Source organism: Celeribacter arenosi (assembly GCF_039539485.1).
GTDB lineage: Bacteria > Pseudomonadota > Alphaproteobacteria > Rhodobacterales > Rhodobacteraceae > Celeribacter > Celeribacter arenosi.
In genome coordinates, this window is record NZ_BAABDF010000007.1 from 572,307 (window position 1) to 586,798 (window position 14,492).

The following is a 14,492-nucleotide window of genomic DNA, read 5'->3' on the forward strand; positions in this document are numbered from 1 at the left end:
TGGTCGCGCGACGCGGCCAAGCCTTGCGACATGACTGACCTACGACCCGTTGGATATGTAATCGGTGCGCTTGTCGCGATTCTCGGCCTGACTATGGCCGTGCCCCTCTTCGTTGATCTTTACTTTCGCAACGGTGATTGGCAGGTCTTTTTCGAAGCAGGCGTCATCACTTTCGTCGCCGGTGGGTCTATTGCGCTGGCGTCCTCAAATGCGGTGTCTGACCGCCTATCGATCCAACAGATATTCCTTCTCACGACCACGGTTTGGCTCGTCCTGCCGATTTTTGCGGGCATTCCGTTCATTATCGGCGAAACCCAATCCTCCGTGACGGACGCGTTTTTCGAAGCGATGTCGGGCATGACAACCACCGGATCGACGGTTTTTACTGGCCTCGATGCCCTGCCTGAGGGGATTTTGTTGTGGCGCTCAATGCTGCAATGGTTCGGCGGGGTGGGTATCATTGTCGTGGCGATGGTTTTCCTGCCCGAACTGCGCGTCGGGGGCATGCAGGTGTTTCGCACCGAAGCCTTCGACACAGACGGAAAGGTCCTGCCACGTGCCGCAGAAATCGCGAGCCGTATTTCCGTGATCTACCTTGGTCTCACGGTATCATGCCATGTCGCCTATGTGGCCGTGGGAATGCCCGCCTTTGACGCGTTGAACCATGCTTTGACGACGGTTTCGACCGGTGGATTTTCGACCCATGATGCGTCTTTCGGCATCTATCAGGGGCCAGCCGAATACGTCGCGTCGGTATTCATGATCTTGGCGAGCTTGCCTTTCGTGCGCTTCGTCCAAATTTTGCAGGGCACATGGAAACCCCTGTGGCGCGACACTCAGGTGCACGCATACCTTGGCATTATCTTCACTTTGGTAATCGCATTTTCCCTATACCGGTTGGTCGTCAACAACGACAATCTCGAACACTCGTTCCGAGAAGGTATCTTCAACGTCACCTCGATCATCTCCGGGACAGGGTACGCGTCTGTGGATTACCAACTCTGGGGCGCGCTGCCCGCGGTTGCGTTTTTCTTTATCGGATTGATCGGCGGATGCGCGGGCTCCACAGCCTGCTCTGTAAAAGTGTTCCGCTATCAACTCCTCATCGCGTCTCTGAAGGCGCAAATCAGCCGCATCCACAGCCCCCACGGCATTTTCTCTGCACGCTATCAGGGCCGCGCAGTGGGCGAGGATGTTATCTCATCGGTTATGGCATTCTTTTCGTTCTTCATCGTGTCTCTCGGAGGGATCGCTGTCTTGCTCGCGGCAACGGGGCTCGATTTCGTGACCGCGATTTCAGGCGCGGCCACGGCAATCGGTAATATCGGACCGGGGCTTGGTGATATCATCGGGCCTGCGGGCAACTTTGAATCGCTCAACGACGGTGCAAAATGGATCCTGGCCGCCGCGATGCTGATCGGGCGGCTAGAAGTCATGTCGGTCTATGCGTTGTTCACGGTCCGGTTCTGGCGCAGCTAAACCAGACGATCAGTCGGTCCAGCAGCTCACCAATGTGCTTAGATTGCGACCCAGCTCAACGAGATCGGGATCCGACAATGCCTCTGTCGCCTCGCTGGCGGCAACGGTAACACCGGCCTCGGAGAGGAAGGAGACAAGCTTTTCCATGTCGTAGGCAAAGGACACGTTTTCAGGCAATGCGCGCGACGACGCGGAATGCGGCGCAAGGATACCGATAACCCCGCCAGCAGAATTAAAAAGCGGTCCACCGGCCTCGCCAGGCAGGGTCGTCATGTCCAGACGTAGCAGGTCGGTTTCGCCCGCCAAACCGCGATGCTCTGCCAGAATGCCGTAGTTCAGTGTGGGTGCGCCGAGGCGACCTTCATACGCGAAACCCGACACGGCAACATCCGACTGGAGGCGTGGTAGATGGGCGTCAAAGCGTGCGACCGCCAAGGGCGCGACCGGTGTGGTCGGTGTCAGAAGGGCGAGACCGTCCGACATCGAGGTGACGGTGGCCTCGGTATTCTCGTCCAAGGTAATCTGGCGACAATTCTCGACCAAGGTGCTGGTGGTGAGTACCGCACCGGCATCGGAAACAAAGAAACCGGTGCCCACAGCATCCGCGCGCCGGATTTCCAGACCCGCAAGGAGATCGATGTCCTGTTCCCCGCCCGCGCCATAGCTGTCGGGCAAAACGGCATCTCTGAGTGGCGTGAATGACTCCCGCATGGCCGCCAGCGCCAATTGGCGACGGCTTTCATCGCCGGCAGGCCAGATCAATGTCCACCCCTTCACCGTGCCGTCGAAAAGCCGGGCCTCCGTGTGACTCACAATCTGATCGTTCGCCCCCACCAAAGTGAACGCCCGTTCTCCGCGTTCGCGTGGCCCTTCGACCGGCACGATTTCGAGTGTCTGCATGATCTCGTACAGACCGCCGAGTGTATCGCGATCTCCGGTTTGCGAGATCAGAAGAACCTGAACGCCCGACCCGTCTTTGGCACTGAATTTGGCGAACGGCGGTGTGTAGGCGTCAAAGGTTACAACCCCGAGCGGGAGATCGATTTCGATGCCCGCGACGTCGTCACTGACCCGTGCAATCCCGAGACCGTCGAGCACATTGCGATAGGAAGAAAGAACCATATCGCGTTGTTTGGTGCTCAGAACACCTGTGGGTTCAAACGCATTCGCGATTTGCCACGCGGCCATGGCGTTTCGCGTGCCCGGACCGAACGAACCGTCAATCGCTGCCGAGTAATGGCCTGCGAATTTCAATGCGACCTGAAGGGCCTCACGCGCATCTCGGTCCAGTTCACGCTCGGATGCGCGGGCTTGTGCGGGAGTCTCTTCTGCGGGTGCGATCGGCTGGGCAACCTCAACGGGTGCATCGGTGGTGGCAGTTGGCGCAGGCGCACCCGCAATCGCTGCGAGCGACGCGCCGACGGGCCAGAACGGCGCTCCAAATCGGGACCCGTCCGATAAATAGGAATCCGAGGGGATTTGTCGTACCGCCAAGAGCGAACGACGGTAGGCGTCAGCTTCGTCATCGTCTGCGAAAGGGCCAATTGCAATCGCATGCCACCGGCCGGGCAAATCGAACCCGACCACATTGGGCAGGCTCGCCGAATAGCGCTGCGCGGCTTCTGTTGCTTGCGTCAGGGACGGCTGCGCTTCGATCTGGATCCAGGTTTCAGACCAAACAGCGGTCGAAGAGGCTAACATAGCTGCGACCCCGATGGGGAGAGCGGCGAAAAGGCGTTTCATAAGAACCCTGACTTCCTGTGTGCGTTGGGTCCGTTCGACCCTTTCAAACTATTGAGGGGTAAAAAAACATGTTGAGCGGCAAGGTCAACACTCCGCGACCGTCTCGCGATCAAATTACAGTATGCGTCACGTAAAAGCGCCTTTCGAGGGCTCTACAACGCGTTGACGCCCCCCCGAGCCTCGCCTATTGAGTGGCCTGCAGCGAAAGTGCGAGGCGACCATGTCCGACACCGTCCAGAAACCGCGGTCCTTTCAGGAAATCATCCTGCGGCTACAAACTTATTGGGCCGCCAAAGGGTGCGCCGTTCTTCAACCCTACGACATGGAAGTAGGTGCGGGAACGTTCCATCCGGCAACGACCCTGCGCTCGCTCGGCTCGACCCCATGGGCGGCGGCCTACGTTCAGCCCTCGCGGCGTCCAACCGATGGCCGCTACGGTGAGAACCCGAACCGCCTCCAACACTATTACCAGTTTCAGGTGCTCATCAAACCGAGCCCGCCAGACCTGCAGGAACTCTACCTCGGCTCCCTCAAAGCGATCGGTATTGATACCGAACTGCACGATATCCGCTTTGTAGAAGACGATTGGGAAAGCCCGACGCTCGGCGCTTGGGGGCTCGGCTGGGAAGTCTGGTGTGACGGCATGGAAGTGTCGCAGTTCACTTATTTCCAACAGGTTGGGGGTCATGATTGCCGACCCGTGTCGGGTGAGCTGACTTATGGTCTCGAACGACTCGCGATGTATGTGCTGGGCATTGATCACGTCATGGATATGCCGTTCAACGATCCACAGGCGCCCATCGCGCTAAGCTATGGCGACATCTTCAAACAGACAGAAGAAGAATACTCACGCCACAACTTCGACGCCGCGAATACACAGACACTCCTCAAGCATTTCGAAGAGGCCGAGGCCGAGTGCCATTCGCTCCTCGCCGTCGACGCCGAGGACCCGAAAACCGGCAAGCGGATCATCATGGTCCATCCTGCCTATGACCAATGCATCAAAGCCAGCCACATCTTCAATTTGCTGGACGCGCGCGGTGTGATCTCCGTCACCGAACGTCAGGCCTACATCGGTCGCGTTCGCACCTTGGCGAAAGCCTGCGCAGATGCCTTTGTTCAAACGACAGCGGGCGGTCATGTGGCCGAGGCGGTTGAGTGATATGAACGGTAAGTGGGTTGCAGGTGGGATTGTGGGCGCTTCTTTGATTTTCGGTGCGGCGCTCTATTACAGTCAGGTCTATGCCTACTATGAGCGTCTGGATGCCTCCGCTCCTGCGTCTGAAGTCACGGCGGCTACAGTTGTCGGCACGTCCGAAGACCTTTTGGCGACCGATTTCACCGGCATAGACGCTGAAACCTCACCGATCCGGTTTCGGGCCTGTTTTACAACCCCGCTTAGCCTCGCAATGATCACGGAAACTTTTGAACCCTACGATGATGCCACGCCGCTCGTCGCGCCGAATTGGTTTTCCTGCTTTGATGCGGACCAGATCGGCATGGATATCGAGAACGGTAACGCGATCTCTATCCTTGGCGAGGCAAACATCCACTACGGCATCGACCGCGTGATCGCCGTTTATCCGGACGGTCGCGGTTTCGCGTGGAACCAGATCAACCCTTGTGGCGAGGCCGTATTTGACGGCGATCCCGCACCCGCTGGCTGCCCGCCCGCGCCTTGAAGGACACAGATATGGCCGACCTCCTGATTGAACTCTATTCCGAGGAAATTCCCGCGCGCATGCAAAAACGCGCCAGCGAGGACCTGAAGAAACGCGTCACTGACGGTTTGGTTGAGGCAGGGTTGACCTATGCGTCGGCAGGCGCGTTTGCGACGCCACGCCGGCTGGCGTTGTCGGTCGATGGGCTTTTAACGGAATCTGTGACGACGGTTGAGGAACGCAAAGGGCCGCGCGTCGATGCGCCCGAGAAAGCTCTCGAAGGGTTCCTGCGCGGGGCAGGGGTGTCCAAAGAAAGCCTGGAAATCCGCGACGAGAAAAAGGGTCAGGTCTATGTGGCCAAGATCACAAAACCCGGCAGGCCAGCTGCCGAGATCGTGGCCGAGGTTTTGGAAGCGACCATTCGCAATTTCCCATGGCCCAAGTCCATGCGCTGGGGCAATGGGTCGCTCAAATGGGTTCGCCCTTTGCACAGCATCCTGTGCATCCTGAGCGACGAAGGCGGCGCCGAAGTTGTGCCTCTGGAAATCGACGGCATCACGGCGGGCAACACGGCATGGGGCCATCGTTTCATGGCGCCCGAATCCTTTTCGGTGGCATCATTTGACGACTATGTCGCGAAACTCAGCCGTCATTTCGTCATTCTCGACGCGCAGGCCCGTTCGGAAACGATCTGGCATGACGCCACAAACGCGGCCTTCGCCCAAGGGTTGGAGGTCGTCGAGGACCGTGGGCTGCTCGCCGAAGTGGCCGGTCTGGTCGAATGGCCGGTGATGCTGATGGGCGATATCGGCGCGGATTTCCTCGACCTGCCGCCCGAGGTTCTGCAGACGTCGATGAAAGAGCACCAAAAGTTCTTCTCCGTGAGAAACCCGCGCACCGGTCGCATCGAGAAATTCGTCACCGTCGCCAACCGCGAAACGGCAGATCACGGCGCGACCATTCTGGCGGGCAACCAGAAAGTGCTCGCCGCGCGCCTGTCGGATGCCAAATTTTTTTGGGAGAACGACCTTCGCACCGTCGCGCGCGGGGGCCTGGAAGCCCTGGCTGCGCCACTGGACAAAGTCACGTTCCACAACAAACTCGGCACGGTCAGCGACCAGATCAAACGGATTTCCGCACTCGCCCGCGATATTGCGCCCGTGGTCGGTGCAGACGCAGCAGAAGCAGCCTTGGCCGCCACGGTTGCCAAGGCCGATCTTTCGTCGGAAATGGTTTATGAATTCCCCGAATTGCAAGGCACAATGGGGCGCTATTACGCGCAGAAGGCAGGTTTGTCCGATGGCGTTGCCGACGCGTGCCGCGACCACTACGCGCCTCTAGGCCCCTCCGATGACGTTCCGACGCAACCCGTTTCCGTCGCGGTAGCCATCGCCGAAAAACTCGACAAACTCACTGGTTTCTGGGCGATTGATGAAAAGCCGACGGGGTCCAAAGATCCGTTTGCACTGCGTCGCGCCGCATTGGGCCTGATCCGTCTCTTGGTCGCCAACGACGTGCGGCTTCATCTTGATCGTTTCATCGACACGCAACTTCTGGCGCATCAGATTTCCCTCGTCGCCGAAGGCGATGGCGTGATCGATACCCTCAAAGAAATCCTCGAAGCGATTGCCGAGCACGGTGTTTTCGGCGCGGCCTTTGATGCGATTGCGGACAAACTGGACGACAAATCGACCAAAGCCGCCAAGGATGCCGCCGGCCCGCTACCTGACACGTCAGCCGACCTCCTCGGGTTCATCCATGACCGTCTCAAAGTATTCCTGCGCGATGAAGGCATCCGCCATGACGTCATCGACGCTTGCCTCGCCATGGCAGGCAATGACGACATCACACTTTTGGTGAAACGCGCCCGCGCGCTTTCCCAAACGCTCGCCACCGAAGACGGGGCGAACCTCATCCAGGGTTTCAAACGCGCAAATAACATCCTCACCCAAGCCGAGGAAAAAGACGGCGTCGAATACTCTTACGGCCCTGACATCAAATTCGCTGAATCCGACACAGAACGTGCACTTTTTGCCGCCCTCGACGTGGCAGAAACCAAAATTTCGCCCGCCATGAAGAGCGAAGATTTCGCATCCGCCATGGCCGCAATGGCGGGATTGCGTGGGCCCGTGGACGCGTTTTTCGAGGCCGTTCAGGTCAATGCCGATAACGATATCATTCGCCGAAACCGGCTAAACCTGCTGGGACGCATCCGCGACACTTGTCTTTCTGTGGCTGATCTGACGCGCATCGAGGGGTAGTTCCCTAACGAACCCTTGCGCGCGCAAAGGTTTAAGTTGCGGCCTGCAAGGGGGCAGCGTACCCTTTCGCGCGAAGGAGTGCCGCAGTGCAGCAAGATAGTGACATTCTCGGATTCACACGCGTTCGCCGCGTGGCCCCCATCGGTATCGCCACCCATGGCGGGCGGGCAAAGTGCCTTCAGCGGTTGATCCGCCTCGATTTGCCGGTGCCCGAAACCGTCGCCATCTCCTTTGATATGGTGCACCGCTTGGCGGAAGGGGAGCTCTTCGATATCGCGGCCCTTTTGCGCGTATTTGGTGAGCGCCCACTCTTGTCCGTGCGGCCATCATCAGAGGATCCCGACTGGGGTGGTCCCGGTGCGATCCTCAATATCGGCATGAATGACCAGCGTCAGAGTGAGCTCGCGGCAAAATACGGGCAACATACCGCAGACCGTCTCTACCTCGAATTTGTGCAAACTTATTCGGTGAATGTAGAGCGTGTGGACGCAGAATTGTTCGAATTTGACGGGTCGGTCGATTTAGGGGACGCCGTTCGCGCTGCCAAAGTGGCCTATCTCGAAGAAACTGGTGAAGACTTTCCACAGGATCCGGCCGTGCAATTGGGCCAAGTCCTGCGATCGATGGCGCGCGCATGGGAAGGCACCACTGCGCGACTATTGCGCCAGGCGAAAGGCGCCCCCGCAGATGCGGGCCTGGGACTGGTCGTGCAGGCGATGTCACTCGCCCTTGGTGATGGTGAATGCGGCCATGGCGTCGTCCAACTCGTTGACGGTGAAACCGGTGCCCCCGGCACATACGGGACTTACAAACGGCATACGCCGGCAATCGATCCCCACAATGCGCCGTCCATGCCGCTCGCCTCCGAGAGCGAAAAGTCATTCCAGTACGACCAACCTGAACTGTTCAGAGCCATTGTCGAGGCAACGCAGCTTTGCCGTCACCGTCTGCGCGACGAAATGGAGCTGAAGTTCACGATCGACAATGGTGAACTGCGCGTGCTCGACGCCATCCGCGTTCCGCGGTCGTCTCGCGCTGGCCTGCGCGTGGCCGTTCAACTCGCCGAAGACGGAATTATTCCGCGCCATGAGGCGATTTTGCGGGTTCCGGCTCGATCGCTCACCGAATTATTGCACCCGCGGGTCGACCCGTTGGCCCGCCGCGCTGTGGTGGCCCATGGGATCGCCGCGAGCCCGGGGGGCGCCTGTGGCCGGATCGTTTTCACGTCATCTGCCGCTCAGGCGCATGAAGCCAGAGGCGAGGCCTGCATTCTGGTCCGCCGCGAAACCGCCCCCGAAGACATTCGCGGGATGCATTCATCCGTTGGTGTGCTGACCGAACGGGGCGGAGTTACGTCACATGCGGCAGTGATCGCGCGCGGTATGGGCGTGCCGTGCGTCGTCGGTGCCTCGATCCGTATCAATACCCGCGCAGGCACTGTCACATTGGAAGATGGTCGTGAGCTGAAAGAGGGCGACATTCTCACCATCGACGGGACTGCCGGCGAAGCGTTGATGGGCGAGGCGAAGATGCTCCCGCCCGCAAAAGATCATTGGTATCTGACACTTATGGATTGGGCGGACAGCATTCGCGATCTTGGTGTTCGCGCCAATGCCGACACGCCGACCGACGCCGCCATGGCGCGGGACTTCAAAGCAGAAGGCATTGGTCTTTGCCGAACGGAGCATATGTTTTTTGAAGGTGACCGCCTGACTGTGATGCGCGAAATGATTTTCGCAGACGGCAACAACGACCGCCGCGAAGCCATCGCCCGCCTCCTGCCGATGCAACGTTCCGATTTCATCGAACTGTTTCGCATCATGGAAGGCCTGCCGGTCTGTATCCGTCTGTTCGATCCGCCTTTGCACGAATTCCTGCCAAGCGACCGACGGGGTGCCCGCGAATTGGCGGACGCACTGGATCGGCCTCTATCGGAGGTGACGCGCCGGATTGAATGGCTGTCCGAGTTCAACCCGATGCTCGGGATGCGCGGCGTCCGTTTGGGCATCACCTTCCCTGAAATCTACGAAATGCAGGCCCGCGCGATTTTCGAGGCAACGATTGAGGCCTCCAAATCCGGCCGTGCGGTTGTTCCCGAAATCATGATCCCGCTGGTTTCCGCCAAGCGTGAGGTGGAACTCGTCAAAACCCAGATCGACGGCGTTGCCGCCGCTGTGCGCAATGAAACGGGTGCTGACTTTACCTATCGTCTGGGGGTCATGGTTGAAACGCCACGCGCCGCGCTTCGTGCTGACGAGATCGCACAGCATGCGGCGTTCCTGTCATTTGGTACAAACGATCTCACCCAGATGACATATGGTTTGTCACGCGACGATGCGGGCCGGTTTATGAACGCCTACGTTCAGCAGGGCGTTTTTCCCGAGGACCCGTTCCATACCTTGGACACCGAAGGGGTCGGCGAGCTTCTCGAAATCGGCGCAGCGCGGGGGCGAAAATCCTCACCGAATCTCACGTTGGCGGTTTGCGGGGAACATGGCGGGAATCCCGAATCCATTGCCTTCTGTAGGGCTGCCGGTTTCGATTATGTGTCGTGCTCTCCCTTCCGGGTTCCGGTGGCACGGTTGGCTGCGGCACAACTTGTCGCAGCAGAAATCAAGTAGATCGGCATTATGGTTAACGCGTTGTAAAGTAATACAAAAACGCGTATTTTTGACCTCGTGACCGGCGACTTTCCGCCACATTTTCGCCTGCTTTACCTCTCCGTCCGGGCCCTGCACTGGACCTTTGAGCACTTTTCTCTTAGGTAAGCCGCCGAAATGCCACCGTGAGGCCCGCCATGTTGGGGGGCGCAATGGAGGGGTCCATGAAAAGTTTTAAAGGCCTTCGGGCGCTTGCCATTTGTCTGGCTTTCGTCTCCGCGCAGGCTGTGCATGCGGATGTGACGCTTAGTCAGTCCAACAATCCCAAGCTCGCGCTGGGTGCGGAACTAACCGCGCTGTTTGCGCAAGAGCATAGTGCGATGGAGACCGTTGACACCTCCGCCGTATCCCGTGTCCTCGCACAATATAAACCCAAGCCAAAGCCAACGCCGCCTGTGCAGATTTCCTACACGCGCGAATATCTGGACTCTCTGCCCGAAGCCAACGGCGGCGAGGATTTCAAATGCCTCTCCGAAGCACTCTATTTTGAGGCCCGCGGCGAAAGTGTTCAGGGTCAGTTTGCAGTCGCTGAGGTGATTTTGAACCGTGTTTCTTCACCTGCTTTTCCAAGCTCGGTGTGCAGCGTTGTAAATCAGGGCACGGGCGCTTTGCACCGATGCCAATTCTCCTACACATGCGACGGTCGCGCAGAAGCGATCCACGAAGAGGGCGCGTTCGAACGCGTCGCCAAGGTCGCGCGGATGATGTTGGATGGTGCGCCACGTCGCCTGACTTCTGGTGCAACGCATTACCACACCAATGCGGTTTCGCCGCGGTGGGCCCAGAAATTTGCCCGCACTGCGCAAATCGGCGTCCATTTCTTTTACCGGATGCCACAGGCCTGAGGCGGCCACAGATAGGCGGGTCGTTGCCGCGCGCGGGTTAAGCGCGCGGTGTTTGGCTTGGACCTCGGGGCGAAAACGCGGTAGCTAGTCGGCAAACAGCCACTCAGGTGCCCATGGTTTCCGATATCAACCTCGCCTTCGACCATCCCGAAGCTCGTGCTGCCGCGACAGCACAAGGCGGACCGCTCGACCGGATTTCTTTGCGCGATCACGTGGTCGAAGTCGAAATCGGCGCGTTTCAGGCAGAACGCGGAGTGCGCCAACGGGTGTCGTTCAACATCGTGGTGGAACTGACGCCTGTGACGGGGCCGATAGACGACGATGTAGACCGCATCCTTTCCTATGACCGTCTCACCGAGGCTATTCGCATTGAACTGGATGCGGAGCGGCTAAACCTTCTGGAAACTCTGGCCGAACGGATTGCAACGCGCATCCTGACCGAACCGCGCGCCTTTCGCGTGTTCGTGCGGGTAGAAAAGCTCGACCGTGGTCCCGGCGCGCTCGGCGTAGAGATCGTTCGCACAAATGGCCAAGCGGGAGAGAGAGCGGTGACGATCGAGGCGCCGGTTCCCCATCCGCTCGTGGTTCATTTGGGCGCGGAAGCGATGGCTGCACCCGAATTGGATGCGTGGATCGATGCCCTTGCCGATGATCCGCGTCCCGTGGTTATCACCGTTGGATACCCCACAGGCGCATGGCCAAAATCGCGCACAACCCTCACCCAGCGGCGGATTGACCTGCTCGCCATCGAACAGAACGCATGGGTGTTGGCGGCGCGGGATTCTCGCTGCGTCGTGCGCGCGTCCCGCACCGAATTGGACTGGGCGATGAAGCAGGGGCAGATTTCCGTTTGGGCGCCCTCAAAAATGGTGCTCGATGCCGTCCACGGGCCCAAAGGCGGGCCTCTGGAAATCGCACAATGGCTCGCAGAGACATTGACGGCTCAGCATTTCGTTCATCTGGGGGCCTGTGATGATGGGGCGGGCGACATGAATTGTCTGCCGATCGATGGCCCTGTGGCGATTGCGTAGAGGTCGCGATGCCTAAACCCTATTTTCGACCTCTCATGCAAAACGTTCCGGTCCGCCCGGCGGGCGCGGTCACGCTTGCGGGTGGCTGGACGTGGTTCACCCATGTGGAGGTGCTTTCGCGTGCAAATGAACCCTTCATCATCGCCGCCGCGGATGTCCCGCAAGACGTGCTGGACCGCCTGACCGCGCCCCGCAAACCGGTCGCGGGGCTAGACCTGTCGCGGCCGAACCTGATGGGCATTCTCAACGTTACACCCGATAGTTTTTCGGACGGCGGGCAGTTCACCGACCCCCATTTGGCGCGGGAACATGCGCTGTCCATGGTGTCAAATGGCGCGGATATCATCGACATCGGGGGCGAAAGCACGCGCCCGGGTGCCGATCTGGTTGAGGTGGAACAAGAGATCGCGCGCACCGCGCCGACCATCGCCGCCATCCGAAAATCCTCTAGCGTGCCTATTTCCATCGACACGCGAAAGGCCTGCGTCGCCGCACAGGCCCTGGCCGCAGGCGCGTCTTTGGTCAACGATGTGTCAGCTTTCACCTTTGATCCCTCGCTGGCCCAAACGACCGCGCGCGCTGGTGCGCCCGTGTGCCTGATGCACGCCCAAGGTGACCCAGATGTGATGCAAAATGATCCGCGCTATGACGATGTGCTGCTGGATGTCTACGATTTCCTGAATGTCCGTATCGGGGTCGCAGAGGCCGCCGGCATTCCCCGTGATCGCATCATCGTCGATCCGGGCATCGGGTTTGGCAAAACCATCGCGCATAACCTTGCGATCCTCAATCGCCTGTCGCTGTTTCACGGGTTAGGCTGCGCTGTTCTGCTCGGGGCGTCGCGCAAGAAATTCATCGGAACACTCGGTGATGCACCCGAAGCGCGAGATCGGACGCCCGGGTCAATCGCGGTCGCCTTGGCGGCTGTGGCCCAAGGGGTTCAGATCGTGCGCGTTCATGATATCAAGGATACAAAACAAGCACTGGCGCTTTGGCAGTCAGTGCATCAGGGAGAGGCCGCAGATGTCACGTAAGCTTTTTGGTACCGACGGCGTGCGCGGACGCGCAAATACGGCTCCGATGACGGCCGAAATGGCGTTGAAACTTGCCGCAGCGGCGGGGCGGTATTTCCGTCAGGACGCAGGTCACGGGCACCGGGTGATTATCGGAAAAGACACGCGTCTCTCCGGCTACATGTTTGAAACTGCAATGACGGCCGGTTTCACGTCAACGGGCATGAACGTGTTTCTTCTCGGCCCCGTGCCAACGCCCGCCGTGGGCATGCTGACAACCTCTATGCGGGCAGATGTCGGCGTCATGATTTCGGCGTCGCATAATCCGGCAGAGGACAACGGCATCAAATTCTTCGGCCCCGATGGTTTCAAACTCTCCGATGAAGCCGAAATGGAAATCGAGCGGCTCATGGACGTCGGTGTGGATCCCGCACAGGCGCAGAATATCGGGCGCGCCAAACGTATTGATGATGGGCGTTTCCGCTATAACGAGCGTGTGAAATCCACCCTGCCGCGCGGGATGTCCTTTAACGGTCTCAAAGTCGTGGTCGATTGCGCAAATGGCGCCGCCTATCGCACAGCGCCCGAGGTGCTATGGGAGTTGGGTGCAGAGGTCATTCCGGTCGGCGTGTCGCCAAACGGGCGCAATATCAACGACAGATGCGGCTCCACCTATGTCCACACAGCGGCTGAGGCCGTCGTTGCGCATGGCGCCGATATCGGAATTTGCCTAGATGGTGATGCGGATCGAGTGATGATCCTTGATGAAACCGGCAAGGTTGCCGATGGCGACCAACTGATGGGTCTGATGGCGTCGCGATGGGCCGAGCAGGACCGCCTCGCGGGCGGGGCCCTCGTTGCGACAGTCATGTCGAACCTCGGGTTGGAACGGTTTCTCGAAGGGCGCGGTTTACGCCTTGAGCGCACGTCTGTAGGCGATCGCTACGTGGTCGAACGCATGCGCTCGGGTGGGTACAATTTGGGCGGCGAACAGTCGGGCCATATTGTGATGACCGATTTCGCAACCACAGGTGACGGGCTGCTCGCAGGGCTGCAATTCCTGGCGGCCATGGTTGAAACGGGCCAGTCTGCCTCTGAGTTGACCCGCGTATTTGAACCTGTTCCACAGCTCCTTAAAAACGTGCGCTACGGGACCGGCCAGCGACCACTCGAAAACGCGGCAGTTCAATCCGCGATTGCGGATGCGGAGAGTAAATTGGTTGGAAACGGGCGTCTCTTGATCCGCCGCTCAGGCACCGAACCTTTGATCCGTGTGATGGGGGAGAGTTCGGACGAGACCGTCCTGGAAAACGCCGTGGACAGCATCGTCGCGGCGGTTGAGGCGGCAACGCGGTAGCATGCGATCCGCCTACGGGCCGACAAATGGTGCGTAGGCGAGGCAAGACGCTGCATTGAGCAAGGTCCAAGCAACGCCGGCAATCTTCCACCCCAAACCTGTGTCGCCTTTGGGTTTGGCAATTGCAACGGCGCGCGCCACAGCCAAAAGATAGATCCCGAATGCGATAAAGATGAAGGGCAGCAATCCAGACGCAGGTGGAATTGCCAGCAAAAGAACGACAACAGGGATCAAAAACAACCCCGACAAGTAATTCCCCGCCCAGAAGGTGTCGCCCAACCCCTCCTGACCACGCAATAGGTTCAACCAGAACCGCGTCGTGAACATGCGTGCGCGTTCCGCCTGAATGGCGTCAGCGTCGTTTTGTGACATATCATCGGGAAGTGTGGGCATCGGGTTTCCTGACGCGCGATCTATCGGTTGTTTCCTGCGCTGCACAAGA

The 14,492-nt window shown here is 59.2% G+C and carries 11 protein-coding genes; 9 read left to right on the forward strand and 2 right to left on the reverse strand.

Features of this window, described 5'->3' with window-relative positions; genetic code table 11:
* Positions 1-30 precede the first annotated feature (30 nt).
* A complete protein-coding gene (locus ABD815_RS10445) occupies positions 31-1,479 on the forward strand; it encodes a TrkH family potassium uptake protein (protein WP_344847014.1) in 1,449 nt (482 codons plus the stop codon).
* Positions 1,480-1,488: 9 nt separating this feature from the next.
* Here the strand turns inward: ABD815_RS10445 and ABD815_RS10450 are convergent, their stop codons facing one another.
* The gene (locus ABD815_RS10450; RefSeq protein ID WP_344847016.1) at positions 1,489-3,222 is read right to left on the reverse strand and encodes a trypsin-like peptidase domain-containing protein; all 1,734 of its coding nucleotides are present in this window, start codon (positions 3,220-3,222) and stop codon (positions 1,489-1,491) included.
* Between the two features lie 220 nt (positions 3,223-3,442).
* Between ABD815_RS10450 and ABD815_RS10455 the strand changes: the two genes are divergently transcribed.
* From ABD815_RS10455 to glmM, 8 genes are all read left to right on the forward strand, one after another.
* Entirely contained in the window at positions 3,443-4,384 is a 942-nt protein-coding gene (locus tag ABD815_RS10455; RefSeq protein WP_344847018.1) for a glycine--tRNA ligase subunit alpha, read from the forward strand.
* Between the two features lies 1 nt (position 4,385).
* The gene (locus tag ABD815_RS10460; RefSeq protein ID WP_344847020.1) at positions 4,386-4,904 is read left to right on the forward strand and encodes a DUF6446 family protein; all 519 of its coding nucleotides are present in this window, start codon (positions 4,386-4,388) and stop codon (positions 4,902-4,904) included.
* An 11-nt stretch (positions 4,905-4,915) separates the two neighbouring features.
* On the forward strand, positions 4,916-7,144 hold the full coding sequence (gene glyS / locus ABD815_RS10465; RefSeq protein ID WP_344847022.1) for a glycine--tRNA ligase subunit beta: 2,229 nt from the start codon (positions 4,916-4,918) through the stop codon (positions 7,142-7,144).
* An 86-nt stretch (positions 7,145-7,230) separates the two neighbouring features.
* Complete coding sequence (locus ABD815_RS10470) at positions 7,231-9,765, forward strand: putative PEP-binding protein (RefSeq protein ID WP_344847024.1); 2,535 nt, start codon at positions 7,231-7,233, stop codon at positions 9,763-9,765.
* Positions 9,766-9,968: 203 nt separating this feature from the next.
* The gene (locus ABD815_RS10475; protein WP_344847026.1) at positions 9,969-10,649 is read left to right on the forward strand and encodes a cell wall hydrolase; all 681 of its coding nucleotides are present in this window, start codon (positions 9,969-9,971) and stop codon (positions 10,647-10,649) included.
* A gap of 113 nt (positions 10,650-10,762) precedes the next feature.
* On the forward strand, positions 10,763-11,680 hold the full coding sequence (locus tag ABD815_RS10480) for a dihydroneopterin aldolase (RefSeq protein ID WP_344847028.1): 918 nt from the start codon (positions 10,763-10,765) through the stop codon (positions 11,678-11,680).
* Positions 11,681-11,688: 8 nt separating this feature from the next.
* Positions 11,689-12,714, forward strand: a complete 1,026-nt coding sequence (gene folP, locus ABD815_RS10485) for a dihydropteroate synthase (protein ID WP_344847029.1) — start codon at positions 11,689-11,691, stop codon at positions 12,712-12,714.
* Positions 12,704-14,050 (forward strand): phosphoglucosamine mutase, encoded by a 1,347-nt coding sequence (glmM, locus tag ABD815_RS10490; RefSeq protein WP_344847031.1) that lies wholly within the window; start codon positions 12,704-12,706, stop codon positions 14,048-14,050. The genes folP and glmM overlap by 11 nt, the downstream gene beginning before the upstream one ends.
* Before the next feature lie 12 nt (positions 14,051-14,062).
* On the opposite strand, the gene ABD815_RS10495 is transcribed toward glmM, so the two are convergent.
* Complete coding sequence (locus ABD815_RS10495; protein ID WP_344847033.1) at positions 14,063-14,443, reverse strand: hypothetical protein; 381 nt, start codon at positions 14,441-14,443, stop codon at positions 14,063-14,065.
* Positions 14,444-14,492 lie beyond the last annotated feature (49 nt).